The organism is Massilia consociata (assembly GCF_042432755.1).
In the GTDB taxonomy this organism is placed as follows: Bacteria; Pseudomonadota; Gammaproteobacteria; order Burkholderiales; family Burkholderiaceae_D; genus Telluria; species Telluria consociata.
The window spans coordinates 268,689-292,956 of the sequence record NZ_JBHLWP010000006.1 but is presented as its reverse complement, the minus strand read 5'-3'; the positions used below and the strand labels follow the sequence as shown (position 1 = coordinate 292,956).

Below are 24,268 nucleotides of genomic sequence, written 5' to 3'. Positions count from 1 at the left end.
AGAAGACAGGGATTCTAAAGCTTTTGGCGGATCGGCGCGGCATGCACTTCCAAGGCGGCCATGCATTCCGCCCTGGCGCCCATGTTTCCGGAAATGTTGCCATTTTGTTGTCATGGAGCCGACATGTTCGTTTGTTTTAATGCATCGGCTTGCCCGGTTACGGATGAGCAGCCAGCCCGGCAACGCTCCGGGTGGCGCAACCAGATCAAGCTGCAGGGGGGAATCGGCTCCATGCCCGCGGCTCCACACTCACATGGAGAATCACAATGACTGACAAGGACATCTCGCCACAGGACGTCTCGCCAACCAGGCGCAACCTGCTCAAGGGCCTCGCCGGCTCGACCGCGTTGCCCTTCATCGGCGCCTTCGCCGCGCTGCAGGCCCAGCAGGCCATGGCCGCCAACGGCGCCACCGCCCTGGTGGACAGCCCGTACGGTCCGATCGCCCCGGTGAACGACCTCACCACCGGCCTGCCGCTGCTGCAGCTGCCGGCCGGCTTCACCTACAAGAGCTTCGGCTGGCGCGGCGACCTGATGACCGACGGCAAAGCTTGCCCGGGCGGCCACGACGGCATGGGCGTGGTCCTGTCGCGCAAGGTCGGCCGCAGCACCGAGCTGGTCCTCATCCGCAACCACGAGATCGGCGGCAGCGCGCCAAGCAACTTCCTGAACGCGATCGGCGTGTACGACAGTGGCGCCGTCAGCGCGACTTCGGGCAACCGCTTCGGCGGCGGCACCACCAACCTGCTGTTCCGCGACGGTAACTGGGTCAGCATGACCCCGAGCCTGGGCGGCACCCAGACCAACTGCGCGGGCGGCATCACCCCGTGGGGCACCTGGCTGACCTGCGAGGAAGTCGGTTCGGACGCCGTCAGCGCGTCGGGCAAGAAGCACGGCTACGTGTTCGAAGTGCATTCGGACCCGGCGCGCACCACCGGCCAGCCGATCGTCGGCATGGGCCGTTTCGCGCACGAAGCCGCCGCCGTCGACCCGGCCACCTGCATCGTGTACCAGACCGAGGATTCGTCCGGCAAGTCGGGCTTCTACCGCTACATCCCGGACATCACGACGGGCGCGCCGGGCACGCTGGCAATGGGCGGCGTGCTGCAGATGGCCAAGGTCAAGGGCATCAACAACGTCAACCTGGCCACCATGCCGGTCGACGCGAAGTACGAACTGGAATGGGTGAACATCGCCAATCCGGACGCCAACCGCGGCGACGCCGTCGGCCTGAGCGGCGTGCGCATCACCAATGCCGCCGGCCCCTTCGTGCAGGGCTGGGTGCAGGGCGCGGCGCGCATGAACCGCGGCGAAGGCATCTGGTATGCGCAAGGCAAGGTGTACGTGATGGACACGGCGGGCGGCCCCGTCCAGCGCGGCACCATCTGGGAGCTCGACCTGGCCACGCAGGTGCTTAAGTGCATCTACGCGAGCCCGAGCCCGCTGGTCGGCAACATGGGCGACAACCTGACCGTCAGCCCGCGCAACGCGATCCTGATCTGCGAAGACGCCTCGACCGCCGCGACCGACAGCTTCGGCTTCGGCCAGCGCCTGATGGGCCTCACCGGCCTGGGCGACGCCTACATCTTCGCCAAGAACAACATCGTCCTGACCGCCGCCCAGCTGCAGGGCGCAGGCAAGCTGGCCTCGCTTGCGGGCGACCAGCGCGGCAACGAGTTCGCCGGCGCCTGCTTCGACCCGACCGGCCGCTACCTGTTCGTCAACATCCAGACCCCGGGCGTGACCTTCGCCATCACCGGCCCCTGGGCCAAAGGGCCGCTGTAAGCCATCTTCCGACCATTTTTGGAGCATCCATGAACATCGCCAAACTGCTTTCCTTCGCTGCCGCGCTGACCCTGTCCTGCGCCGCCAATGCAGCCGTGCTGACCAGCACCACCGGCAGCAACACCGTTGACGACTACAGCGCACCGGGCCTGGTCTCGTTCGACCTCGACCTGCAGAACTTCAGCACCACCACGCTGAACTTCGTGCTGGAGGCCGACGACCTGCAAGGGCCGCTGAGCTTCAACGCCCTGGTGCGCAACCTGACGGGCGCCGACCTGAGCCGCTTTACCTTCAGCCTGCAGGGCATCCGTTTCGGCGCCGCCGGCAGCGTGGCCTCGGACTTCACCACCGTGCGCGCGGTGAACGCCGGCGCCCTTGCCGCCGCCATCGACTTCAGCACGCCGGTCTATACCGAGTTCCAGTTCGGTAATGTCCTGGGCAATGGCCGGGACTGGCTGCTGGACACCGCCGGCCTGCGCGCGGGCGACCGCTTCACCATCACCGCCGCCGTGCCCGAACCGTCGTCGGCCGCGCTGGTGCTGCCGATGCTGTGCATGGCCGGCCTGATGGCCGCGCGCCGCCGCAGGAAGGACTGAGCGCTGAACAGGCTTGGCTGCCCCGCGCAGCCAGGCCTGCCACGGCCGCGCCGGCCTGCGCGAGGGGCATCGACAGGAGGGCAAGGCCGGCAGCGAGGAGGGGTCTCAGGATCATATCGGTCCGTGAATGTGATGAGCCGGACAGCATACCGCATTGCCGGGCGCCGCCGTGGACCGTCGGCGGATCCGGCTACAATGGACGCTTACCTGACTGAAGACTGAATCATGCACATCTGGGTCGATGCCGACGCCTGTCCTGCGGTGATCAAGGACATCCTGTTCCGCGTGGCGGAGCGCCTGCAACTGAACGTCACGTTGGTGGCCAACCAGTTGGTCCGGGTGCCCGGCTCGCGCTTCATCCGCGCCCTGCAGGTGCCGGCGGGCGCCGACGCGGCCGATGCCGAGATCGTCGCACGCGTACACAGCGGCGACATCGTCGTCACCGGCGACATCCCGCTGGCGGCGTTGGTGCTGGACAAGGGCGGGCTGCCGCTCAACCCGCGCGGCGAGTGGTACACGAAGGACACCATCGCCCAGCAGCTGAGCATGCGCGCCTTCATGGAAGAGCTGCGCGGCAGCGGCGTCGATACCGGCGGGCCGGCGGCTTTCAGCCAGGCCGACAGCCGGAACTTCGCCAATGCGCTCGACCGGCAACTGGCGCGCCAGCGCACCGGACGCTGAGCGCTGCGCAGCATGAAAAAAGGAGCCTTGCGGCTCCTTTCCATGTCTGCAAAGCGCGCTTCAGTGCTGCTTGCGCGACTTGCGGGCCATCGCCCCGGCTGCCATGAAGCCCAGCAGCATGAGCGGCAGCGTGGCCGGCTCCGGCACCTGGCCCGGCGGCGTGCCGGCGACGGTGCAATCGCTGCAGATCCACAGCTGCTCGGCGCCGGCATTGTTGCCGGTATAGCGCACGTCCACCGACAGGAAGTAGTTGCCTGCAATGAGGTTCTGGACGGCGTTGCTCAGGGTCTGGTTGTAGGCTGCGAACTCGGCATTGTTGGTCCCGAGGTTGTTTTCCACGAAGTAGCCGTTGGTGCCGCAAGATGTGGCGTTCCGGGCCGTGCCCACGTTGTAGGAAGCGCCCGTCGTCTTGTCGACGCAGAAATTGCCCACGACAGGAACATAGGCGCTCGGGACAGGCGCACTGCAGCCGCTGCCGGTGCTCAGTTCAAAGCACAGGCCGTTGACCGTGTTGCCGGACCCGTCGATGATGCGTGCCTGGCCCCAGACATTGATCCACTGGTTGGCGCCGGAACCCTGTTGGTTATTGTCGAACAGGAAGACCAGATCATTGCCATTGAGGTAGTTGCGCAGCAGATCGAGCGATATCTCCCAGGTGTTGGCGCGGTCGCCCGCGAACTGGCCGCCCGGGTCGCTCATCGTATAGGATGCGCCCTGGTTGCCGCGCGGGGTGAGGAACACCTCATCGACCGCGGCGCCGTTCGGGAACGGGCTGTTGCGGAAGTTCGTCATGCCGTTCGACCCACCGAGGATGACGGCCTGGTCGGCAATCTGGCCCGGTGAAGACTGCACCGGCAGGCCGGAACTCGGCAGGCAACGTGCATCGCCCGCTTGCGCGCATTGCTTGAGCAGGTCGAGCGAATAGATGTTGAAGCCGTTGTAGGTGCCAACGGACATTTCATTTGCTGCGGGCAAGGTCAACTGCGTTGCCTGAGCAGCCCCTGCCAGGAACAACAGGCCAGCAAAGACCTGTGTTTTAAACAGTTTCATGGATTACCCCTGTAGTTTGGTTAAAAATCGTAAATACGATATGCAATAAGCGTGCCTTCACGCTAATACCTCATATATTCAAGGACTTAAGGCGGGCAGGGGTATTGGGCGGGACCCAGATGTAAGGTATACCGACAGTTACTTATTAATTATAAGTAATTGTATTGCATTTTGGAAGCATTTGAGAGCAGATTGCAGTTATTTGCGGTAAGAAATAACGCATGAGGCAGGGCCGGTATCGTGAAGGGCCGTCGGGATGCGGTGCCGGAGGCGCCGAGCAGGCAGGCGTTGACAGCCTGCCGCGATCCTCAAGCGGCCGCTTCGAGCGCCGCCATGTCCACGCCGGGCAGCTTGCACTCGCCGACCGCCTGCGCCACCGCATCGATCGCGGCGCGCCGCGTGAAGCTCTTGCGCCAGAGGATGACCACGCGGCGCGACGGCGCCGGATGCGCGAACGGGACGTAGGTCAGCAGGCCGTTCGGGTCGTTCATGTCGGCCACCGAGGCGCGCGGCAGCACGGTCAGGCCGATGCCGCTGGCCACCATGTGGCGGATCGTCTCGAGCGACGAGCCTTCGAAGGTGCGCTGCATGCCGTTGCCGGGAGAAGAGTAGCGCGCCATTTCCGGGCACACTTCCAGCACCTGGTCGCGGAAGCAGTGGCCCGCGCCCAGCAGCAGCATGGTCTCCAGCTTCAGGTCGTCCGCCGGAATTTCCTTGCGGCCTGCCCAGGGATGCGAGCGGGGCATGGCGACGACAAACGGTTCGTCGTACAGCGTCTGCATCGACATGCCGTGATCCGGCAGCGGCAGCGCCACGATGGCGGCGTCGAGCTCACCCTGGCGCAGCAGTTCGAGCAGCTTGTGGGTGTAGTTTTCCTGCAGTACCAGCGGCATCTGCGGCACGGTGTCGATCAGGCGTTTCACCAATGGCGGAAGCAGGTAGGGGCCGATCGTATAGATCACGCCAAGCCGGAGGGGGCCGGCCAGCGGGTCCTTGTTCTGCTTTGCCAGTTCCTTAATGGCGGCGGTCTGTTCCAGCACGCGCTCGGCCTGGGCCACGATCTGCGCGCCCAGCGGCGTGACGGAAACCTCGGAGCCGCCGCGTTCGAACAGCGTCACCCCGAGTTCGTCCTCGAGCTTCTTGATGGCGACGGAGAGGGTGGGCTGGGCCACGAAGCAGGCTTCGGCGGCATGGCCGAAGTGTTTGGCGCGCGCGACGGCGACGATGTATTTCAGCTCGGTCAGTGTCATAGGTTCTCTTGCCCAGGATGTCACGGCTGCATTGACGCTCATCCTGACACAATGTTGGCTTTTAGTCAGCCAGGATTTCATATTCTATCGAAATCAGCGGCGGTGCATCCCGGCAGGCGCTTCTTCATCGACACTTCCTCGATATAATTGCCATGCAGGATTTTTCTCCTGCGCTCTCGAGAGGTTCCCATGTCATCGACGTTCGGCCCGGCGGAAGCCCAGGCCTACATCCACAAGCTGCTCACGGTGATGCACCACCAGGGCGGCTCCGACCTGTTCATCTCCAGCGATTTCCCGCCCAGCATGAAACACCAGGGCGCCATGAAGCCCTTGAGCCAGCAGCGCCTGTCCGGCGAGGTCACGCGCGCGCTTGCCCTGTCGCTCATGAACGAGCGCCAGCGCCTTGAATTCGAAGCCGAGATGGAGTGCAATTTCGCGATCTCGCTGCCCGGCGTGTGCCGCTTCCGCGTGAATGTCTTCGTGCAGCAGCAGAGCGTGGGCATGGTGGTGCGCACCATCGCTTCCGAGATCCCGAATTTCGAGAAGCTCGACCTGCCCGAAGTGCTCAAGGATGTCGTCATGACCAAGCGCGGCCTGGTGCTGGTGGTGGGCGGCACCGGTTCCGGCAAGTCGACCACGCTGGCGGCGATGATCGACTACCGCAACAGCAACTCGGCCGGCCACATCATCACGGTCGAAGACCCGGTCGAGTACGTCCACAAGAACAAGAACTGCCTGGTCACGCACCGCGAAGTGGGCGTGGACACGCATTCCTGGCACAACGCCCTGAAAAACACGCTGCGCCAGGCGCCGGACGTGATCCTGATCGGCGAGATTCGCGATACCGAGACCATGGAACACGCGATCGCCTTTGCCGAGACCGGCCACCTGTGCCTGGGTACCCTGCACGCGAACAACGCCAACCAGACCCTGGATCGCATCATCAACTTCTTCCCGGAAGAGCGCCGCAACCAGCTCCTGATGGACCTGTCGTCCAATTTGCGCGCGGTGGTCTCGCAGCGCCTGATCCGCCTTGAAGACGGCAAGGGCCGCAAGGCCGCCATCGAGATCCTGCTGAACACGCCGACCATCGGCGAGATGATCCTGAAGGGGAACTTCCAGAACATCAAGGAGATCATGCACAAGTCGCGCGAACTGGGCATGTGCACCTTCGACCAGGCCTTGTACGAACTCTATAACAAGGGTTATATCGGCTACGACGAGGCAATCCGCAATGCCGACTCGGCCAACGGCCTGCGCCTGCAGATCAAGCTGTCGGGCGAGCGCAAGGGTCCGATTGGTGCCGGCGCCAGGTCCACCGAGCTGTCGATGGCGATCGAGGAAGAACCGCAAGACGACGCACCCACCAACTGAGACTTATGCCAGCATTCGAAAACAAGATCTGCACGCGCGCCGAGCTGGCGCAGCGTATCGCCGCACTGCCGAAGCCGGTGGTGCTGACCAACGGCGTGTTCGACATCCTGCACCGCGGGCACGTGACCTACCTGGCGCAGGCGCGCGAACTGGGGGGCTCGCTGGTGGTCGCCGCCAACACCGATGCCTCGGTCAAGCGCCTGGGCAAGGGCGACGACCGCCCGCACAACACCCTGGCCGACCGCATGGCGGTGCTGGCGGCGCTGGAATCGGTCAGCCTGGTGGTGGACTTCGATGAAGACACCGCGCTCGCGGTGGTGCTGGAAGCGAAACCGGAAATCTACGCCAAGGGCGGCGACTACGACATGGCCGCCATCCCGGAAGGGCAGGCGGTGCTGGCCTATGGCGGCCGGGCCGTGGCCATCGATTTCGAGCACGATCGCTCGACGACCAAGCTGGTGGCGAAGATCCGCGGCTGAGCAGCGCTACCCGGCTCCGCCGATCGCGTCCCGCTGCCCATGTGGACAGCAGCGGAACCGCGACGCTCGGTCAAGGACGCGAAGCAAGCTTCAGTTCGGGTTCGGGCCGTTCGCGTACCAGCCGGATTTCCGGATTGGCCAGGTGCAGGGTCTGGGTCGGGTAGGCAAACTCGATGCCTTCTTCTTCGAAACGGTCGAACAGGGCGAAATTCATTGCCTGCTGCACGTCCATGTAGACACTGTAGTCCGGCGATTGCACGATGTAGACGACCTCGAAGTCGAGCGAGGAGGCGCCGTAGGACTTGAAGTGCGCACGGTCGAACTTCACCTGCGGCTGCGCCTCCACGACCTCGCGCAGGATGCCCGGGATGGCGCGCAGCTGCTGTTTGCTGGTTTCGTAGGTGACGCCGATGCCGAACACGATGCGGCGCGTCTGCATGCGCTTGTAGTTGCGGATCCGGCTCTGGAGCAGGTCGCTGTTCGAGAACACGATCTGTTCGCCGCCCAGGCCGCGGATGCGGGTCGTCTTCAGGCCGACGTATTCCACGTTGCCTGCCAGGTCGTCGACGGTAATGAAGTCGCCGACCACGAAAGGCTTGTCGAGCACGATCGACAGCGAGGAAAACAGGTCGCCCAGGATGTTCTGCATCGCCAGCGCGACGGCGACGCCGCCGATGCCGAGGCTGGCCACCAGCGTGGTGATGTTGACGCCGAAGTTATCCAGGATCATCAGGATGATGACCGCCCAGATCACGGTGCGTGCCACGAAGCCCAGCGCGGCAGTGGAGGTGGCGGCTGCCGCATCCTGTCCGGCGCGCCGGGTGCGGTAGAAATGCAGCCAGCCATGGACGGCCACGTCACCCCAGCGTGCAACCTGCAATAGCAGCGTGGCGATCGCCAGGTGCGACATCAGGGTCGTGTTCTTCGCCGGCAGCGTCAGCCAGTGGGAGCCCGCATAAAGGCCCATCAACAGGATGAACAGGGGATGGGTGGCCGAGAGCACCCGGATGGTCAGGTCGTCCAGCCAGGTGGCGGTGTGGGCCGCAAATTTTTCCAACCGGCGTACCACCAGCACCTTGACCCCGTAGAGCAGCACGCAGGTGGCGATGGCGATGCTGGCAGCGATCGACCAGGTCAGCAGGTCGTTACCCCATAAAACGGAATGCATGAAATTCCTTTCCGTTCGCGACTGTTGTTCAGATTGCCACAAGCTGGGTGGAGCATGGCGCACAAGCATGGCCAGGAAAGAGCTGCTGTCGCGATCAGCAGAGAGCACGGTTCGCCAGGCGGCGATGACAGAAGAAGGGGCGTACCGTACGGGACGGTACGCAGGACAAGGAGAAATTCGTGTCCAGGCCGGAGTGTAGCAGGAAAAATACATTCATACAAATGTAAGTGCTTGCACACAAGATATCAGGGCAGGTAAGCGGCCCCGGCTGCTATCATGTCCGCCCTTCAGGCGTGCGCGCCGGCTAGTTAAGATCGATAATGAGTGAAAGCGACAAGATGTTCGCGCCCCAGACCGAGGGGCGTATTACCAACCGTTTCAGCCTGCTGCTCGACAAGGCCGACGACGACGTGATCGACAGCAGCCTGCGCTCCGGCGTCGAGCTGCGCGGCGCCACCCCCTGGATCCTGATGTTCGCGATCCTGGTGGCCTCGATCGGCTTGAACATCAATTCGCCGGCAGTCATCATTGGGGCGATGCTGATTTCTCCGCTGATGGGGCCGATCGTCGGGATCGGCTATGGCATCGGCATCTATGATTTCACGCTGATCCGGCGCTCGCTCGCCAACCTCGGCATCGCCGCCGGCATCAGCCTGGCGACCTCGACCCTGTACTTCCTCCTCACGCCCCTCGACGAGGCGCAGTCGGAACTGCTGGCGCGCACCACGCCGACCCTGTGGGACGTCTTGATTGCCCTGACCGGCGGCCTGGCCGGCATCATCGGGATGACGCGGCGCGAGAAGTCGAATGTGATTCCGGGCGTGGCGATCGCCACCGCGCTGATGCCGCCGCTGTGCACCGCGGGCTACGGCCTGGCCAACGCCAACTGGGCGGTATTCGGCGGCGCCTTCTACCTGTTTTCGATCAACTGCGTCTTCATTGCGGTGGCGACCGTGATCGTCATCGAATACCTGCGCCTGCCGCACCGCAAGTTCGTCGACCAGCGCGTCGAGCGCCGCGTCAAGCGCACCTTGCTGATGGTGGTGATGCTGACCGGCCTGCCCAGCATCTACCTGGCGATCCAGCTGGTGGACAACGAGGTGTTCGGCAACCGCGCGCGCCAGTTCGTGCGCCAGGAATTCAGCGGCGGCGCTTCCCACGTCGTCGACACCAGTCTCAGTCCCCTGCAGCGCCGGATCGAACTGACCCTGATCGGCGCCCGCATGCCGGCGGCGGCGATCGCCGCGATCGAGAAGAAGCTGCCCCAGGCCGGCCTGGAAGGGGCGACCCTGGTGGTGAACCAGGCCGAGGACAGCCGCGTCGATGTCGGCGTGCTGAAGGCCGACATCCTGGCCGAGATCTACCGCGACACCCAGGAGGGCTTGCGCGAGCGCGACGCCACCATCGCCCAGCTGCGCGAGGAGCTGGCCAGGCGCGACGCGCAGCGCGACGCCTGGCGCGGGATCGCGGCCGACACCGGCGCCGAATTCGTCGCCCAGTATCCCGACTGTAAGGATGTGCTGATGGGCCTGGCCCTGCTGCCGGCCCGCGACGACCAGGCCGCAAGCGAGGTGCCGACCCTGACCGCCCGTTGCACGCGCACGCTGGCGCCGGCCGAGGTACAGCGCGCCCAGGCCTGGCTGGTGGCGCGCACCAAGACGGCGGGCGCGCAACTGATGCTGATTCCGCCGGCGCGCCGGCGCTGAGAGCAGTTCAGAGCCTCAGCGCTTCTTCTTTTCGCCAGCCGCGAACAGTTCGATCTTCTTGGTCGGGCCGGACACGATCAGGATGTCGGCCGGCAGGATGCGGGTTTCGGGCAGCGCATGCTGGAAATCCTCGTTGGCGCGCTTGACGCCGACGACGGTGACGCCGTAGCGCGAGCGCACGTGCGATTCCGCCAGGGCCTGGTTGTGGGTCCCGGGCGGCGCATGGATCTTCGCGATCGCGAAACCGTCCTCGAACTCGATGAAGTCCATCAGGCGGCCGGTGATCAGGTGCGCCACGCGCGCGCCCATGTCGGCCTCCGGGAAGATCACGTGATGGGCGCCGATGCGCTGGGCGAGCTGGCCGTGCTCCGGCGTCTGCGCCTTGATCCAGATATCCTTGATGCCGAGTTCGGTCAGCACCATCAGCGTCATCAGGCTGGCGGAGAGGTTGGAGCCGATGGCGACGATGGCGTGCGAGAAGTCGGCCACGCCCAGCTGGAGCATGATGTTCTCGTTGGTGGAGTCGGCCTGCACTGCATGGGTCAGCCGGTCGCCCCAGAACTGGACCAGGTCTTCCTTCTGGTCGATCCCCATGACGTCGTGCCCCAGGCGCATCAGCGACTGCGCGACGGCGCCGCCGAAGCGTCCGAGTCCGATGACGACAACGCTGTCGCTCGCCGAAAAGGCGAACTGTTCTGTAAAAATCCTACCCAACAATTGGATGTTCCTCCGGATAACGGTAAGGCATGCGCCGCTCGCCCAGCACGAGCGAGGTCGCGAGTGTGATGGTGCCGACCCGGCCGAAGAACATCAGCAGGGCCAGCAGTAATTGGCCCTCGGGGGGCAGGCCGGCGGTGATGCCGGTCGACAGGCCCGTGCTGCCGAACGCGGCGATCACCTCGAAGATGACCTGGTCGGTCGGCAAGCCCGTCATGCGCAGCAGGATCACCGTGCCAAACGCGACGATGATGCTGCCGAGCACCAGCACCGTGATGGCCTGGCGCTGGGCCGAGGCGCCGACCCGGCGCCCGAAGGCTTCGGTATCGGTATGCCCTTTTGCTTCGGCGATGACGAGCAGGGCGAGGATGGCGATGGTGCCGACCTTGACGCCGCCCGCGGTCCCGCCGCTGCCGCCCCCGATAAACATCAGAAAATAATGCACGGCCCAGGTTTCGGGCGTCAATGCGCCGATGTCCACCGTATTGAAGCCGGCGGTGCGGGCAGCCACGGACATGAACATGCTGTTCAGGAACTTGTCCGCGGTGGATAGCGGACCCAGTGTACGCAGGTTGCTCCATTCCAGCAGCAATATGGCGAGAAAACCGCCAAGCAGCAGGATGATCGACCCGGTCAGCGTCAGCTTGGTGTGCAGCGACCAGTGACGGGGATCGCGGTAGCGGTGGCGCAGGTCGTGCAGCACGGGAAAACCGATGCCGCCGATGACGATGGCGACCATGATCGGCACCAGGACCACGGCATCGCTGGCATAGCGCATCAGCCCGTCCGCATAGGTCGAAAAACCGGCATTGTTGAAGGCCGACGCGGCATGGAACAGTCCGCTCCAGGCGGCATCGCCCCAGGCATAGCCATGGCCGAGGTGCAGCCTGAGCGTGAGCACCACGAACAGCAGCAACTGGCATACCACGGCCACCTTGAACACGATCTTGGCCACGCTCGAGATATCCCCGAGCCCGAGCAGGCGCGTTTCGGTCTGGGTCATCATGCGTGTGCGCAGCCTGGGAGAGCGGTTGACCATTAGCCCGAGCAGCGTTGCCGCGGTCATCAGGCCGAAGCCGCCGAGCTGGAACAGCAGCATGATGACGGTCTGCCCGAAGCCGGACCAGTAGGTGCCGGTGTCCACGATGGCCATGCCGGTCACGCACACGGCCGACACCGAGGTGAAGAGGGCGACGATGAGCGGCGCCGGCAGCCCTGCGCTGCGCGCCGCCGGCAGCATGAGCAGCAGCGAGCCGGCCAGGATCGCCAGCAGGAAGGCCAGGGCGACCGCCCGTGCGGGATGGATGAGTGTCTTCATGCGCGCACCCGGCCGGCGGCACACGATGTTGCGGTAAACGTTCGGAAGTCCATGGTATCGGGGCCTGGCCGGCGGCTGCCGGCACACCCATTGCCTTGAGTGACCCGAACCCTACCACATGGCGGGGCGGCGAGGCGGCAAAATCCGCAATCACGGCCCGGACGGCGCCAAGCCGTGCCGGACAAGCCGGATGGGGCAAGGGCGGCAGCGCGTGCCGCCGCCGTGCGTCCGTCCGTTATCGCCTGGCGCGGCGCGCACGCCAGGTCAGGCCGAGCAGGCCGACCGCCATCATCGCCCAGGTGCCGGGCTCGGGCGCCTGCGACATCATCGTCAAGGTCGTGTCGCTGGTCCAGTACAGGTGGCGCTCGCTGGTCATGCCCGGGTTGAAGTCATAGGCATAGTGCTGGTCGCCGGTCGTGATCAGGCGGCCGCCGCCGACCCAGCCTTCGGGATCGCTGCTGTAGCTGCCGACGGCAAAGTGCAGGCCGGCATCGGGCGAGAAGGTGAAGCTGGTGGCGCCGCACTGGTAATACGGGTTGCTGGGGCCGGCGCAGGCGATGTAGTCGAGCTCGCCGACGACCAGCGTCATCAGCTCGTCCTTTTCCAATATGCCGTTGCCGTTCAGGTCATTGCCCTTGAACGAACCGGCGATCGTTTCCTGCGGCAGGAAGCTGTCGGAGACGCTGTCGTAGAAACCGGTGAAGGAAAAACCCCAGGAGATCGGGTTGGCATGGGCAGTGGCGCAAGCGAGCACCAGGGCGCCGGTGGAGAGAAGCTTTTTCATGTGTTACCTCGAACAAGTACAGAAGGGCATCTCGGAAAACCTGCTGCTGCCGCTCGCGACGGTTTTCCGAGGCGCCCGGAAGGCGCCGATCAATTAACGCTATGTGTTCAGCCTACTCCTCTGCCTGGTAACTGTGCAATTTACTTTCAAATATTTCTATATTGTGTCTTTGAAATGCAACATGCAAGTAACATTGCTGGGAGTAATTATTTTGCATGCGGCGCCGCCGCATCGCAGCTCAGGCGGCACTCGGCACGGCGCACTGCGCCATTGCGCGGGGGTGCACCGGCGCCAGGCCGAAGACCGGACGCAGCAGGGGCATGCGGCGCACCGCCTCGAATATCCCGAAGCTCAGCACCACGGTCAGGATCACCAGCAGCAGCGCTTCGAGTCCGGGCGCCAGCTTGAGCGGCTGGAAAGCATGGGCCAGCACCACGATCAGGGTCTGGTGCGCGATATAGACTGGAAAGACCGCTTCGTTCAGGTAGCGCCGTGCCGGATTGTCGAACTGCAGGTGGCGCCGCCCGAAGCCGCACACCGCCACGATGGCGCACCAGCCGCACACGACCCAGAGCACGCGCGCCACCAGCCGGATCCGCTCCGCCAGCTCGACCGGCAACAGCCCGTAGGCGGCGAACCAGGGGATCAGGATCGCCCAGCTGCCCAGCGCCAGGGCCAGCGCGTACCAGCGCAGCGCTTCCACGCGTTCCCAGAACGCCGGCAGCCGTGCAACGACGGCGCCCAGCAGGAAAACGGTGAAGTAGGCGGCGTGGCTGTACCAATCGTCGACCAGCGCATGCGTTTGTTCGAAATGCGGGGCGAGCGTCAGCCGGGCCAGCCCCAGCACCGCGACCGGCACCCAGATCACGCCCCAGCCGGCCAGCAGGCGGCCGGCGATGCGCGTGACGGCATCGATGCGCGGGCCGAGCAGGGCCGCCAGGGCGCAGGCGGCCACCGTATACACCCACAGGTAAGCGACGAACCACAGGTGGTTCCAGGTCGGCAGGATCAGGCAGTCCTCGCGGCAGAACCCATCGTAGGCGCTCAGGTACAGCCGCATGAACTCGAGCGGACCGCCGGCGTAGCCGAGCTTTTCCACGACTTCGACATACGGCTGGGCCGGCACGATCACCAGCATGCCGAAGACGAGCGGGACCAGGAGGCGCGCGCTGCGGCGGCGCGCCAGCCGGCCGGGCGCCATCCGCGCCAGCAGGAAGCTCAGCGCCACGCCCGAGACGAAGAACAGCAAGCTCAGCCGCCACGGCGAAGACAGCATCATGAACGGCTCGACGGCATCGCTCGCCGCCGGGCTTTTCGTATGCCAGTCCCAGGTAACGTAGACCATGCCGACGTGGTACAGGATCAGCAGGAAAAAGGCGAGGATGCGCACCCAGTCGAGGAAAAACATGCGGGTGGCAGGCAGTTCTAGGCGTTCGTTCATGGCAGGCTCGCGTCAGTAACAGGTGCTGTCGAGCGTAAGCGCGCCTGCCGCGCGGGCCAAGCGGAATGGGGCGAAACGGGCTGGCGATGGGGCGAACCGGAAACCGGAGGGATAACCGGAGAGATAACCGGGGCCGCGACTACAGCGCCAGGCGCAGGTTGCCGCGGTACTGGCGGCTGCAGGGCAAGCGTGCGCCGCTGCGCAGGACCAGTTCGCAGTCGCCCTTGTCGAGGGGAAGGATGCGCTCGATCGCCGTCACCCGGACTGCAGCGCGCCGGTGGCAGCGCACGAATTCCGGGCCGAGCTGCGCAAGCAGGCCCGCCAGCGTATGGCGCAGCAGGGGCGCATCCTGCCGCGTGTGCAGCGCTACGTAGTTGTCGGCCGTCTCGAGCCATTCGATGTCGGCCACCCGCACCACGCGCGTGGCGCCCCGTTCGGTCACCAGCAGCTGGCGCACCGGCAGGCCGCTCGCGGGTGACGATGGCGCCGCGCTCGCGCAGCGCTGCCGCAGGCGATCGAGCGCGCGGTGCAGGCGCTCCTGGTCGAAGGGCTTGAGCAGGTAGTCGATCGCATTGGCGTCGAAGGCGCGCAGGGCGTAGTCGTCGTAGGCGGTGACGAAGACCACCAGCGGTCCCGGTTGCGGCAGCGAGGCCGCCAGGTCGATGCCGAACAGCTCGGGCATCTGGATGTCCAGCAGCAGGGCATCGGGACGAAAGCCGGGCAGCATTGCCAGCGCGGCGTGGCCGTCGGCCGCCTCGGCGACGGCTTCGACGCCCGCCTCCAGCGCCAGCATGCGGCGCAAGCGTTCGCGCGCCGGGCGCTCGTCGTCGACGATCAGGAGGCGCATGGGATCCGCATTTCCGCACGCACGCCCGCCGGGTCGCGGGCCGTCAGGGACAGCTGCGCTGCGTCGCCGTACAGGCTGGCCAGGCGGGTGCGCAGGTTGGACACGCCAATTCCACTTGGTGCGCCTGGTGCGCCCGGCGCGCCCTGTTCGAGCGTGCCGGCGTCGTCTTCGACCCACAGCAGCAGCGACCGGGGCAGGCGCCGCGCGCCGACCGTGATGCGCACCGGCCCGCGCCGACGCTCGACCGTGTGCTTGAACACGTTTTCCAGCAGCGGCTGCAGGCTCATCGCCGGCAGCATGAGGTCCAAGGCTGCCTCGTCGATGTCCCAGGCGATCGTCACCCGGTCGTCGAAGCGCGCGGCCATCACGGCCGCGTAGCCGCGCGCGATGCGCAGTTCGTCGGCGAGCGACGCCAGGGGCTTGTCGCCGAGCGTGAGGGTGGCGCGCAGCACGTCCGCCAGCTGTACCACGGTGGCGTCGGCGCGGGGCAGGTCGGTGTGCATCAGCGACGAGACGGTGTTGAGCGCGTTGAACAGGAAGTGCGGCTGCATCTGCTGGGTCAGGCGCGCGAGCTGGGCCTCGCGCAAGCCGGCATGGGCGCGTTCGGCGCGCACCTGGGCCTCGAGCAGCGCGCGCCAGGACAGCAGGCCGAAGGCGATCACGGTGAACAGGCCGATGAAGACCGTGATCTTGAGCGATTCGTAGACGATGACTTGCGACCACGGCTCGTGCTCGTAGGTGGCGCCAGCCCAGGCATAGACCAGGTGGCGCAGGCCGAACACCAGCGGCGTGAAGGCGGCCCAGTACAGCGGCAGCCAGCATGCCTGCAGGGCGAACCAGCGCCAGGGACGGGCGATCAGGGCGTCATGGCGCTTGCTGTAGCGGCGGTGCACCAGCGCCAGCGCGGTGATGACCAGCATCGACGAGGTTTCCCACAGCACCGGCTGCCACCAGGCCCCGGGTTCGCCGTCGCGCCGGAAGTCCTCGACCGCCACGAGCACCATCAGGGTCCAGAACAGGACCCAGGCGAACAGGATGAGGACGATGCCGCGGTGAAGTCGCATGAAGGCTCGGCAGGAAGCTAGGAGCCCGGATCATCGGCGATCGCCCGCGACTTGTCAAAGGGTCAAGCCAAAAGCTCACGCCAACGGGTCAGGCCCCGCCGGCGTAGCCGTTCTGGCGCCAGGCCTCGTAGACCACCACGGCGACCGTGTTCGACAGGTTGAGGCTGCGGTTGTCCGGCATCATCGGCAGCCGGATGCGCTGGGCCGGCGGGAAGGTTTCGCGCAGCGCCGGGTCGAGGCCGCGCGACTCGGCGCCGAACACGAACACGTCGCCCGGGCGGAACTGCGCATTGGCGAAGGGAGAAGAACCGTGCGTCGTCAGCGCGAACATGCGCGCGGGGTCGGGCTTGGCGTCGAGCAGGAACGCATCCCAGTTCCTGTGCACCTTCATGGTCGCGTAATCGTGGTAATCCAGTCCGGCGCGGCGCATCTTGGCGTCGTCCAGCGGAAAGCCGAGCGGCTCGATCAGGTGCAGCTGCACGCCCGTGTTGGCGCACAGACGGATGACGTTGCCGGTATTCGGCGGGATTTCTGGTTCGACCAGGACGACGTGGAACAACTTGCTCTCCTTTGGAATATTTTGGAATATCAGTGGGGCGGCGTGCGCGCGAACACGAAATTGGTCACGCGCGCCGCGCCGGCCTGCTTGAGCACGCCGGCCAGTTCATCGAGTGTATGTCCGCTGGTCATGACGTCGTCGACCACGCCGACGTGCCGCCCGTGCAGCGCAACCTGTCCGTCCGCCAGCGCAAAGGCGCCGCGCACGTTGCGGCGCCGTTCGGCCGGCGCCACGCCCGACTGCGCGGCCGTGTCGACCAGCCGCTGCGCCAGCCGCGACGCCAGCGGGATGCCGAGCGCGCGTGCCAGCGGCCGCGCCATTTCCAGCGCCTGGTTGTAGCCGCGCTCGATCAGCCGCCGTGGTCCCAGCGGCACCGGGCACAGCACATCCGGCAGGGCCAGGCCCGCGTGGGCAGCCGCCGCATCGCCCAGCCGGCGCGCCATCCAGGGCGCCAGCGCGAGCCGGCCGCCGAACTTCAGCTGCAGCACCAGCCGGTCGAGCGGGACCGCATAAGCGCAGGCCGCCACCGTGGCGTCGAAGGCCGGCGGGTCGGCCAGGCAGGCGCCGCAGCGGCGCGCCGTGTCATGCGGCCCCACCGGGTTGGCGCAGCAAGGGCAGCGCGGCTGCTTGCCGGTGGCGTAGGCCAGCGAGCAGGGCGGGCATACCGCTTCATCGCAGGTGGCGCCGCACAACACGCAGCTGGACGGCAGCAAGGGCTGCAACAACCTGGGCAACAAGTCTGACAACAGCGGCGGAAACAGCGGACCGGGCCGGCGCCACGGACGGGGAAGCAGGGGCATCGGCTCAACTCCACGCAACCATGTACACTCCCGCCATTATCTCATTTGTCAGCTGCACACCATGGCGTCACCACAACCCCCTTCCAAGATGAGCGCGCCGATCGACCTGGCGCGCGTGCGCGCGCTGTTCGCGCAGCCCGGGCGCATCGCGCCTTCCGATTTCCTGCGCCGCGAGATCGCCGCGCGCATGCACGAGCGCCTGCAACTCGTGAAGATCGCGCCGAAGCAGGTGCTCGATGCCGGCTGCGGCACCGGAGCCGACCTGGCGCTGCTGCAAAAGGCCTACCCGGCGGCCCAGATCCTCGGCGTGGACGCATCGCCCGCGATGGCGGCATCGGCCAGGGCGCCGGCGCCGGGCATGCGTTCGCTGAACCAGATGCTCAGCCGCCTGCTGCCGGCCAAGGCCGGTGTGGACATTCTTTGCGCTGACTTCGGGAACCTGCCATTTGGCCAGAACTCGCTGGACCTTTTATGGTCGAATCTCGCGCTGCACTGGCATCCCCAGCCGGACCGCGTGTTTGCCGAATGGCGTCGCGTGCTGCGCGTGGATGGTCTCCTGATGTTCTCCAACTTTGGCCCGGACACCTTCACCGAACTGCGTACGGCCTTCGCGGCGATGGACGAAACGCCGCATACGCTGCCGTTCGTCGACATGCACGATTTCGGCGACCAGCTGGTGGAAGCCGGTTTCTCGACGCCGGTCATGGACATGGAGCGCATCACGGTCACCTACGATACGGCGGCAAGCCTGCTGGCGGACGTGCGTGCGATCGGCGGCAATCCGCTGGCAACGCGCCGGCGCGGCCTGGTCGGACGCGCGGCATGGCAACGGATGCTCGACGCGCTCGAAGCAGGACGCCGCCCGGACGGCAAGCTGGGCTTGAGCTTCGAGGTCATTTATGGCCATGCATTCCGGCCGGCGCCGCGCGTGACCGCCTCGGGCGAGGCGATCGTCCGGTTCCAGCCGCGTAAGCCGGGCTGAGCTGATAGGCATCGGGGCGCGAGAGCGGGGGAGCTTATTCATGCTGCATTGCACCCTCGGGCAGCGAGGGTGCGTCTCGAAACCGCCTCTGTCGTGTTGCTTTCCGACCGCCCGATTTTCCTTGAATAAAAATTACTGCTTTGGATATAATCAATGGCTATTTTTGTCGTCCGGATATGAAAAACGCTGAAAAAAACGGCACTTCCGGCGCGAATTAGAAATGAATTGCAGCATCAGCAGAGCCGCCAGGAGCGGGTAGCAAGGCTACCGGCACCGGGCGTGTAGGTCGCCCCACCTGTTCCGCAGCGCAATTTCGCGGCATTGGTATGGCTACCATGTCTGCGAAACACGTTTCGGAGCGGCGGCAGTTCGTTCATGGAATTGTCGACCGTTAAAAATATTTATTTTGGGTGGTTGGGGACAACATGACATACGCAACGCGACTTGGGGCCATGCTGTTCGGCCTTGCAGCAACGGCCGGCATCCCAGCATGGGCAGCTCCGGAAATCACGGGCCGGCCGGTGGAACGCCAGCTCAACATGCAGCCCCCCGTGACCGGTGTCGGTGTGGATATCTACAATCTGCACAACTACATGATGTGGATCTGCCTGGCGATCTTCGTCGGCGTCTTCGGTGTCATGTTCTATTCGGTGTTCAAGCACCGCAAGTCGCTCGGCCACAAGCCCGCCACCTTCCACGAGTCCACCGCCGTCGAGATCGCCTGGACCGTCGTTCCCTTCCTGATCGTCATCGGCATGGCCCTGCCGGCCACCAAGACCGTGGTCGCACTGAAGGACACCTCGAACGCCGACATCACCATCAAGGCCACCGGCATGCAGTGGAAGTGGGGCTATGACTACCTGAAGGGCGAAGGCGAGGGCATTTCCTTCCTGTCGAACCTGTCCACCCCGCGCGAGCAAATCGGCCTGCCGGGCCAGCCCGCCACCCAGCCGAAGACCGAAAACTACCTGCTCGAAGTGGACAACGAGATGGTCGTCCCGGTCGGCAAGAAGATCCGCATGGTGTTCACCGCGAATGATGTCATTCACGCCTGGACCATCCCGGCCTTCGCCATCAAGCAGGACGCCATTCCCGGCTTCGTGCGCGACGGCTGGTTCAAGGCCGACAAGATCGGCGTCTACCGCGGCAACTGCGTCGAGCTGTGCGGCAAGGACCACGCCTTCATGCCGATCGTCGTGCGCGTTGTCTCCGCCGAGGACTACACTGCCTGGGTCGAGGGCGAGAAGAAGAAAATGGCCGCCCTGGCGGACGACCCGAACAAGGTCTGGACCATCGACGAACTCAAGACCCGCGGCGAGCAGGTGTATGCCGCCAACTGCGTGGCCTGCCACCAGGCCAACGGCAAGGGCGTGCCGAACGCCTTCGCGCCGCTGGACGGCTCGGAGATCGTCAACGGTCCGAAGCATCCGCAGATCGACATCCTGCTCAACGGCCAGGACACCCCGCGCTACCCGTCGATGATGCCGGGCTGGAAGCAGCTGTCGGATACCGAGATCGCCGCAGTGATCACCTATACCCGCAATACCTGGTCGAACAAGGCTGCGGAAAACATCGTACAACCGGCCGAGGTGTTGGCTGCACGTAGCAAATAAGCGCAAATTAGCCTAAGTAAGTTCGCTTAGCCTTAGTTAGCCTCAGTTAGCTTCAGTTAGCTTCAGGGATATTGAAATGACTACCAGCACCATCGATCACGATCACGCACACGGCCACGACCACGCGCACGACCATCCACACGGCTGGCGCCGCTGGCTGTTCGCCACCAACCACAAGGACATCGGTACCCTGTACCTGTGGTTCTCGTTCATCATGCTGCTCTCGGGCGGCGTGCTGGCGCTGATGATCCGCACCGAACTGTTCGAGCCGGGCCTGCAGTTCTTCCGCCCCGAGTTCTTCAACCAGCTCACCACCATGCACGGCCTGGTGATGGTGTTCGGCGCGATCATGCCGGCCTTCGTGGGCTTCGCCAACTGGATGCTGCCGCTGCAGGTGGGCGCCTCGGACATGGCCTTCGCCCGCATGAACAACTTCTCGTTCTGGCTGCTGCCGCCGGCGGCGATCTTGCTGGCCGCGTCCTTCTTCTCGCCGGGCGGCGCCACCGCCGCCGGCTGGACGCTGTATGCGCCGCTGTCGACCCAGATGGGCCCGGGCATGGACATGGCGATCTTCGCCATGCACATCATGGGCGCCTCGTCGATCATGGGCTCCATTAACATCATCGTCACCATCCTGAACATGCGCGCGCCGGGCATGACCCTGATGAAGATGCCGATGTTCTGCTGGACCTGGCTGATCACCGCCTACCTGCTCATCGCCGTGATGCCGGTGCTGGCGGGCGCCATCACCATGACCCTGACCGACCGCCACTTCGGCACCTCGTTCTTCAACGCGGCAGGCGGCGGCGACCCGGTGATGTACCAGCACATCTTCTGGTTCTTCGGCCACCCCGAGGTCTACATCATGATCCTGCCGGCCTTCGGCATCGTCTCGCAGATCATCCCGGCCTTCGCCCGCAAGCCGCTGTTCGGCTACGCCTCGATGGTGTACGCGACCGCCTCGATCGCGATCCTGTCCTTCATCGTGTGGGCGCACCACATGTTCACCACCGGCATGCCGGTGACATCGCAGCTGTTCTTCATGTACGCCACCATGCTGATCGCGGTACCGACCGGCGTGAAGGTGTTCAACTGGGTCGCCACCATGTGGAAGGGTTCGATGACCTTCGAGACCCCGATGCTGTTCGCGGTGGGCTTCATCTTCGTGTTCACGATGGGCGGCTTCACCGGCCTGATCCTGGCAGTGACCCCGATCGACATCCAGGTCCACGACACCTATTACGTGGTGGCGCACTTCCACTACGTGCTGGTGGCGGGTTCGCTGTTCGCGCTGTTCGCCGGCTACTACTACTGGGCGCCGAAGTGGACCGGCTACATGTATTCGGAATTCCGCGGCAAGGTGCACTTCTGGCTGTCGCTCATCACCTTCAACATCACTTTCTTCCCGATGCACTTCCTGGGCCTGGCCGGCATGCCGCGCCGCTATGCGGACTACGCCACCCAGTTCACCGACTTCAACATGATCGTGTCGATCGGCGCCTTCGGCTTCGGGCTGTCGCAGGTGTACTTCCTGTTCGCCGTCGTGCTGCCGAATATCCGCGGCGGCGCCAAGGCCCCGGCCAAGCCGTGGGAAGGCGCGGAAGGCCTGGAATGGACGGTGCCGAGCCCGGCCCCGTTCCACACCTTCGAAACCCCGCCGACGGTGAAGTAATCATGGTCCAGGAACCGCGCAAGGCTGGCGCGCCCCGGTCCAGCAACCTGCGTACCGCCCTGATCCTGGGCGGGATCGCACTGTTCTTTTTCGCCAGCGTGTTCGTCAAGTTCACCTGGCTCAGCTGAAGGCGGACCGACATGAACCCGAACCGCAAGCTCCTCCAACTGAACCGCACCATGCTGACCAAGCTGGTGGTGGTGGCAGTGATGATGTTCGGCTTCGGTTACGCGCTGGTGCCGGTGTACCGCCAGATCTGCGAGGTACTCGGCATCAACGTGCTGACCCAGCCGGGCGAGTTCGTGGCCGCGCCCGTGAACAGTCAGATCGACAAGACGCGCACCATCGTCGTCGAGCTCGACGGCAATGCGCAGGGGCCGTGGCGCTTCCGCCCGACCCAGCGCAGCATCGACGTGCATCCCGGCGAGCTGGTCACCGTGACCTACGAGGTGGTCAACACGCAGGGCAGGGCGGTCAAGGCACAGGCGATCCCGAGCTACGCCCCGCAGGTGGTCACCCCGCACTTCAAGAAGGTGGAATGCTTCTGCTTCCAGGAGCAGACGCTGCAGGCCAACGAAGCGCGCCAGATGCCGGTCGTGTTCTTCATCGACCCGGCGCTGCCGCGCGAGGTGAAGAACATCACGCTGTCGTACACCTTCTTCGAGATCGGCGGCGCGGTGCAGACGGCGTCGGCCGCGACCAGGACCGTGAAGTAAATGGAGGAGAAGCCCGAAGACGTGGCGCACGAGAAGCTGCATCAGCGACGCGGCAATTTCCTTGCCACGATGAAGGCGGTGTTCTGGTCTTTCTTCGGGGTGCGCAAGCGCCGCGACTACGACCACGACGCCGCCAACCTGAACCCGGTGCACGTGATCATCGCCGGGCTCATCGGGGTGGCCATCTTCATCGGTGTATTGATGCTGGCGGTGCGCTTCGCGGTATCGCAGTAAGCAGATTGAAGCAGTAGAACGGTACGGAAATCGTCACAGAAGACGACACCACTACAATAAAACAAGGTCATTCCCGGCCGAGGGCGGCCCCCTCGGCGGGAATCCAAGTTTCGCGATTCAGAGTTACCGATAATTCAGAAGAGTTGAGGAGATGAAGATGAGTTCGCCGCAGATGAGTTCGAAACACGCCGCGCCCTATTATTTCGTGCCCGGCCCATCCCGCTGGCCGATGCTCGCCGGCATTTCGCTGCTGGTGACCATGATCGGCGCGTCCGGTTGGGTCAACAGTGCCACGTGGGCCCCGGCAGTGTGCCTGGCAGGCATCGCCGCCACCCTGGTGGTGCTGTACTTCTGGTTCGGCGACGCCATCGGCGAATCCGAATCCGGCATGTACGGCAAGCGCATCGACCTGTCCTACCGCTGGTCGATGAGCTGGTTCATCTTCTCGGAAGTGATGTTCTTCGGCGCCTTCTTCGGCGCCCTGTTCTACGCCCGCGCCGTCACCATGCCGTGGCTGGCCGACCTTGACCACAAGATCCTGTGGCCCGACTTCGCGCCGCAGTGGGGCAATACCGGTCCGGCCGGCCTGGTTGACAATTTCAACACGATGGGCCCGTTCCCGATCCCGACCATCAACACCGCGCTGCTGCTGCTGTCGGGTGTCACGCTGACGATCTCGCACCACGCGCTGCGCGCCGGCCACCGCGGCAAGACCGCCTTCTGGCTTGCCGCCACCATCTTCCTGGGCGCGATCTTCATGGGCTTCCAGGTCTACGAATACATGCACGCCTACCAGGACCTCAACCTGAAGATGACCTCGGGCATCTACGGCTCGACCTTCTTCATGCTGACCGGCTTCCACGGCTTCCACGTGACGATGGGCGCGATCATGCTGTCGGTGATCCTGTACCGCGTGCTCAAGGGCCACTTCACGCCGGACAACCACTTCGGTTTCGAAGGCGCGGCCTGGTACTGGCACTTCGTCGACGTCGTGTGGCTGGGGCTGTACGTCGTCGTGTACTGGCTGTAAGAATAAACGGCGGCTGCACCGGTTTTCGTAGGGTGGGCGGGTTCCCCGCCCGCGCGTTCAGGAAGCAAGTGCGCAGTCGCGAATCTGGTTTCCCACCGCTAGTTGAACGCGTCGGCGGGAGGCTCGCCCACCCTGCGTCCACACCCGGCGGTTCAGGTATCGATAAGATGTCAGCGAATACCGGTCGGGCTGATCCAGCCCAGCTCGTAGGCCGCGAGCAAGCACAGGAACAGCGTGATCGACAGGCCGACCCGCATGGCCAGCGCATGCACGGTACGGTTGCTCTGACCCTTGTCGCGCATCAGGAAGAACAGGGCCGACGCAAGGCTGGCAAGGATCAGGATGAAGGCGATGGCAACAAACAGTTTCATGGTCGGCCCGGGAAAGGTTGAGGCATCATTGT

The 24,268-nt window shown here is 65.0% G+C and carries 25 protein-coding genes; 13 read left to right on the top strand and 12 right to left on the bottom strand.

From position 1 onward, the window contains the following. The first annotated feature begins 266 nt into the window (after positions 1–266). The 3 genes from ACFFJK_RS05440 (at position 267) to ACFFJK_RS05430 (ending at position 3,061) form a co-directional block, all read left to right on the top strand. Positions 267–1,784, top strand: coding sequence for a PhoX family protein (locus ACFFJK_RS05440; RefSeq protein WP_379678128.1), 1,518 nt, complete (start codon positions 267–269; stop codon positions 1,782–1,784). A 29-nt stretch (positions 1,785–1,813) separates the two neighbouring features. Beyond that, positions 1,814–2,380, top strand: coding sequence for a PEP-CTERM sorting domain-containing protein (locus tag ACFFJK_RS05435; RefSeq protein ID WP_379678127.1), 567 nt, complete (start codon positions 1,814–1,816; stop codon positions 2,378–2,380). Between the two features lie 225 nt (positions 2,381–2,605). Beyond that, a complete protein-coding gene (locus tag ACFFJK_RS05430; protein ID WP_379678125.1) occupies positions 2,606–3,061 on the top strand; it encodes a YaiI/YqxD family protein in 456 nt (151 codons plus the stop codon). A 60-nt stretch (positions 3,062–3,121) separates the two neighbouring features. Here the strand turns inward: ACFFJK_RS05430 and ACFFJK_RS05425 are convergent, their stop codons facing one another. Both ACFFJK_RS05425 and ACFFJK_RS05420 read right to left on the bottom strand, forming a co-directional pair. After that, entirely contained in the window at positions 3,122–4,111 is a 990-nt protein-coding gene (locus ACFFJK_RS05425; protein WP_512700275.1) for a PEP-CTERM sorting domain-containing protein, read from the bottom strand. Between the two features lie 308 nt (positions 4,112–4,419). Beyond that, positions 4,420–5,361, bottom strand: coding sequence for a hydrogen peroxide-inducible genes activator (locus tag ACFFJK_RS05420; protein ID WP_379678123.1), 942 nt, complete (start codon positions 5,359–5,361; stop codon positions 4,420–4,422). Between the two features lie 189 nt (positions 5,362–5,550). Here ACFFJK_RS05420 and ACFFJK_RS05415 point away from each other — a divergent pair, with 189 nt between their 5' ends. Both ACFFJK_RS05415 and ACFFJK_RS05410 read left to right on the top strand, forming a co-directional pair. Continuing rightward, positions 5,551–6,735 carry a PilT/PilU family type 4a pilus ATPase gene (locus tag ACFFJK_RS05415; protein ID WP_379678122.1) on the top strand — a complete coding sequence of 395 codons (1,185 nt, stop codon included), beginning with the start codon at positions 5,551–5,553 and terminating at the stop codon, positions 6,733–6,735. A gap of 5 nt (positions 6,736–6,740) precedes the next feature. Beyond that, a complete protein-coding gene (locus ACFFJK_RS05410) occupies positions 6,741–7,214 on the top strand; it encodes an adenylyltransferase/cytidyltransferase family protein (RefSeq protein WP_379678121.1) in 474 nt (157 codons plus the stop codon). Between the two features lie 70 nt (positions 7,215–7,284). Here the strand turns inward: ACFFJK_RS05410 and ACFFJK_RS05405 are convergent, their stop codons facing one another. Further along, on the bottom strand, positions 7,285–8,382 hold the full coding sequence (locus tag ACFFJK_RS05405) for a mechanosensitive ion channel family protein (RefSeq protein ID WP_379678120.1): 1,098 nt from the start codon (positions 8,380–8,382) through the stop codon (positions 7,285–7,287). Positions 8,383–8,702: 320 nt separating this feature from the next. Here ACFFJK_RS05405 and ACFFJK_RS05400 point away from each other — a divergent pair, with 320 nt between their 5' ends. Beyond that, the gene (locus ACFFJK_RS05400; RefSeq protein WP_379678119.1) at positions 8,703–10,088 is read left to right on the top strand and encodes a DUF389 domain-containing protein; all 1,386 of its coding nucleotides are present in this window, start codon (positions 8,703–8,705) and stop codon (positions 10,086–10,088) included. Between the two features lie 15 nt (positions 10,089–10,103). Here ACFFJK_RS05400 and ACFFJK_RS05395 read toward each other — a convergent pair whose 3' ends face one another. From ACFFJK_RS05395 to ACFFJK_RS05360, 8 genes are all read right to left on the bottom strand, one after another. After that, entirely contained in the window at positions 10,104–10,805 is a 702-nt protein-coding gene (locus tag ACFFJK_RS05395) for a potassium channel family protein (protein ID WP_379678118.1), read from the bottom strand. After that, a complete protein-coding gene (locus ACFFJK_RS05390) occupies positions 10,795–12,123 on the bottom strand; it encodes a TrkH family potassium uptake protein (RefSeq protein ID WP_379678117.1) in 1,329 nt (442 codons plus the stop codon). The genes ACFFJK_RS05395 and ACFFJK_RS05390 overlap by 11 nt, the downstream gene beginning before the upstream one ends. 235 nt (positions 12,124–12,358) lie before the next feature. Next, positions 12,359–12,907 carry a PEP-CTERM sorting domain-containing protein gene (locus tag ACFFJK_RS05385; protein ID WP_379678116.1) on the bottom strand — a complete coding sequence of 183 codons (549 nt, stop codon included), beginning with the start codon at positions 12,905–12,907 and terminating at the stop codon, positions 12,359–12,361. A gap of 238 nt (positions 12,908–13,145) precedes the next feature. Next, complete coding sequence (locus ACFFJK_RS05380; RefSeq protein WP_379678115.1) at positions 13,146–14,348, bottom strand: acyltransferase family protein; 1,203 nt, start codon at positions 14,346–14,348, stop codon at positions 13,146–13,148. 139 nt (positions 14,349–14,487) lie between these two features. After that, positions 14,488–15,195: a LytR/AlgR family response regulator transcription factor gene (locus ACFFJK_RS05375; RefSeq protein ID WP_379678113.1), complete on the bottom strand. Its 708-nt coding sequence runs from the start codon at positions 15,193–15,195 to the stop codon at positions 14,488–14,490. After that, positions 15,183–16,259: a sensor histidine kinase gene (locus ACFFJK_RS05370; protein ID WP_379678112.1), complete on the bottom strand. Its 1,077-nt coding sequence runs from the start codon at positions 16,257–16,259 to the stop codon at positions 15,183–15,185. Before ACFFJK_RS05370 ends, ACFFJK_RS05375 begins: the two co-directional genes overlap by 13 nt. Before the next feature lie 88 nt (positions 16,260–16,347). After that, positions 16,348–16,818, bottom strand: a complete 471-nt coding sequence (gene trmL, locus ACFFJK_RS05365) for a tRNA (uridine(34)/cytosine(34)/5-carboxymethylaminomethyluridine(34)-2'-O)-methyltransferase TrmL (RefSeq protein WP_379678111.1) — start codon at positions 16,816–16,818, stop codon at positions 16,348–16,350. Between the two features lie 29 nt (positions 16,819–16,847). Then, positions 16,848–17,618, bottom strand: a complete 771-nt coding sequence (locus ACFFJK_RS05360) for a ComF family protein (protein WP_379678110.1) — start codon at positions 17,616–17,618, stop codon at positions 16,848–16,850. Between the two features lie 61 nt (positions 17,619–17,679). Between ACFFJK_RS05360 and ACFFJK_RS05355 the strand changes: the two genes are divergently transcribed. The 7 genes from ACFFJK_RS05355 (at position 17,680) to ACFFJK_RS05325 (ending at position 23,865) form a co-directional block, all read left to right on the top strand. Continuing rightward, positions 17,680–18,600, top strand: coding sequence for a methyltransferase domain-containing protein (locus tag ACFFJK_RS05355; RefSeq protein ID WP_379678109.1), 921 nt, complete (start codon positions 17,680–17,682; stop codon positions 18,598–18,600). A gap of 425 nt (positions 18,601–19,025) precedes the next feature. Further along, complete coding sequence (gene coxB / locus ACFFJK_RS05350) at positions 19,026–20,213, top strand: cytochrome c oxidase subunit II (RefSeq protein WP_379678107.1); 1,188 nt, start codon at positions 19,026–19,028, stop codon at positions 20,211–20,213. A 76-nt stretch (positions 20,214–20,289) separates the two neighbouring features. Beyond that, positions 20,290–21,885 (top strand): cytochrome c oxidase subunit I, encoded by a 1,596-nt coding sequence (gene ctaD / locus ACFFJK_RS05345; RefSeq protein ID WP_379678106.1) that lies wholly within the window; start codon positions 20,290–20,292, stop codon positions 21,883–21,885. A 2-nt stretch (positions 21,886–21,887) separates the two neighbouring features. Next, the gene (locus ACFFJK_RS05340; protein WP_379678105.1) at positions 21,888–22,013 is read left to right on the top strand and encodes a cytochrome oxidase small assembly protein; all 126 of its coding nucleotides are present in this window, start codon (positions 21,888–21,890) and stop codon (positions 22,011–22,013) included. Between the two features lie 12 nt (positions 22,014–22,025). Next, the gene (locus ACFFJK_RS05335; RefSeq protein WP_379678104.1) at positions 22,026–22,601 is read left to right on the top strand and encodes a cytochrome c oxidase assembly protein; all 576 of its coding nucleotides are present in this window, start codon (positions 22,026–22,028) and stop codon (positions 22,599–22,601) included. Beyond that, positions 22,602–22,835 (top strand): DUF2970 domain-containing protein, encoded by a 234-nt coding sequence (locus ACFFJK_RS05330; protein WP_379678102.1) that lies wholly within the window; start codon positions 22,602–22,604, stop codon positions 22,833–22,835. Positions 22,836–23,007: 172 nt separating this feature from the next. Beyond that, positions 23,008–23,865 (top strand): cytochrome c oxidase subunit 3, encoded by an 858-nt coding sequence (locus ACFFJK_RS05325; protein WP_379678274.1) that lies wholly within the window; start codon positions 23,008–23,010, stop codon positions 23,863–23,865. 170 nt (positions 23,866–24,035) lie between these two features. Here ACFFJK_RS05325 and ACFFJK_RS05320 read toward each other — a convergent pair whose 3' ends face one another. Next, on the bottom strand, positions 24,036–24,236 hold the full coding sequence (locus tag ACFFJK_RS05320; protein WP_379678101.1) for a twin transmembrane helix small protein: 201 nt from the start codon (positions 24,234–24,236) through the stop codon (positions 24,036–24,038). Positions 24,237–24,268: the final 32 nt, after the last annotated feature.

What these genes read in the sequence shown, in the direction of transcription:
- ACFFJK_RS05410 (WP_379678121.1), top strand. Translation starts at nt 6,741, where the DNA reads ATGCCAGCATTCGAAAACAAGATCTGCACGCGCGCCGAGCTGGCGCAG.
- ctaD (WP_379678106.1), top strand. Translation starts at nt 20,290, where the DNA reads ATGACTACCAGCACCATCGATCACGATCACGCACACGGCCACGACCAC.
- ACFFJK_RS05340 (WP_379678105.1), top strand. Translation starts at nt 21,888, where the DNA reads ATGGTCCAGGAACCGCGCAAGGCTGGCGCGCCCCGGTCCAGCAACCTG.
- ACFFJK_RS05435 (WP_379678127.1), top strand. Translation starts at nt 1,814, where the DNA reads ATGAACATCGCCAAACTGCTTTCCTTCGCTGCCGCGCTGACCCTGTCC.
- ACFFJK_RS05325 (WP_379678274.1), top strand. Translation starts at nt 23,008, where the DNA reads ATGAGTTCGAAACACGCCGCGCCCTATTATTTCGTGCCCGGCCCATCC.
- ACFFJK_RS05380 (WP_379678115.1), bottom strand. Translation starts at nt 14,348, where the DNA reads ATGAACGAACGCCTAGAACTGCCTGCCACCCGCATGTTTTTCCTCGAC.
- ACFFJK_RS05320 (WP_379678101.1), bottom strand. Translation starts at nt 24,236, where the DNA reads ATGAAACTGTTTGTTGCCATCGCCTTCATCCTGATCCTTGCCAGCCTT.
- ACFFJK_RS05400 (WP_379678119.1), top strand. Translation starts at nt 8,703, where the DNA reads ATGAGTGAAAGCGACAAGATGTTCGCGCCCCAGACCGAGGGGCGTATT.
- ACFFJK_RS05430 (WP_379678125.1), top strand. Translation starts at nt 2,606, where the DNA reads ATGCACATCTGGGTCGATGCCGACGCCTGTCCTGCGGTGATCAAGGAC.
- ACFFJK_RS05375 (WP_379678113.1), bottom strand. Translation starts at nt 15,195, where the DNA reads ATGCGCCTCCTGATCGTCGACGACGAGCGCCCGGCGCGCGAACGCTTG.
- ACFFJK_RS05355 (WP_379678109.1), top strand. Translation starts at nt 17,680, where the DNA reads ATGGCGTCACCACAACCCCCTTCCAAGATGAGCGCGCCGATCGACCTG.
- ACFFJK_RS05385 (WP_379678116.1), bottom strand. Translation starts at nt 12,907, where the DNA reads ATGAAAAAGCTTCTCTCCACCGGCGCCCTGGTGCTCGCTTGCGCCACT.
- coxB (WP_379678107.1), top strand. Translation starts at nt 19,026, where the DNA reads ATGACATACGCAACGCGACTTGGGGCCATGCTGTTCGGCCTTGCAGCA.
- ACFFJK_RS05360 (WP_379678110.1), bottom strand. Translation starts at nt 17,618, where the DNA reads ATGCCCCTGCTTCCCCGTCCGTGGCGCCGGCCCGGTCCGCTGTTTCCG.
- ACFFJK_RS05405 (WP_379678120.1), bottom strand. Translation starts at nt 8,382, where the DNA reads ATGCATTCCGTTTTATGGGGTAACGACCTGCTGACCTGGTCGATCGCT.
- ACFFJK_RS05390 (WP_379678117.1), bottom strand. Translation starts at nt 12,123, where the DNA reads ATGAAGACACTCATCCATCCCGCACGGGCGGTCGCCCTGGCCTTCCTG.
- ACFFJK_RS05330 (WP_379678102.1), top strand. Translation starts at nt 22,602, where the DNA reads ATGGAGGAGAAGCCCGAAGACGTGGCGCACGAGAAGCTGCATCAGCGA.
- ACFFJK_RS05370 (WP_379678112.1), bottom strand. Translation starts at nt 16,259, where the DNA reads ATGCGACTTCACCGCGGCATCGTCCTCATCCTGTTCGCCTGGGTCCTG.
- ACFFJK_RS05415 (WP_379678122.1), top strand. Translation starts at nt 5,551, where the DNA reads ATGTCATCGACGTTCGGCCCGGCGGAAGCCCAGGCCTACATCCACAAG.
- ACFFJK_RS05440 (WP_379678128.1), top strand. Translation starts at nt 267, where the DNA reads ATGACTGACAAGGACATCTCGCCACAGGACGTCTCGCCAACCAGGCGC.
- ACFFJK_RS05420 (WP_379678123.1), bottom strand. Translation starts at nt 5,361, where the DNA reads ATGACACTGACCGAGCTGAAATACATCGTCGCCGTCGCGCGCGCCAAA.
- ACFFJK_RS05335 (WP_379678104.1), top strand. Translation starts at nt 22,026, where the DNA reads ATGAACCCGAACCGCAAGCTCCTCCAACTGAACCGCACCATGCTGACC.
- ACFFJK_RS05425 (WP_512700275.1), bottom strand. Translation starts at nt 4,111, where the DNA reads ATGAAACTGTTTAAAACACAGGTCTTTGCTGGCCTGTTGTTCCTGGCA.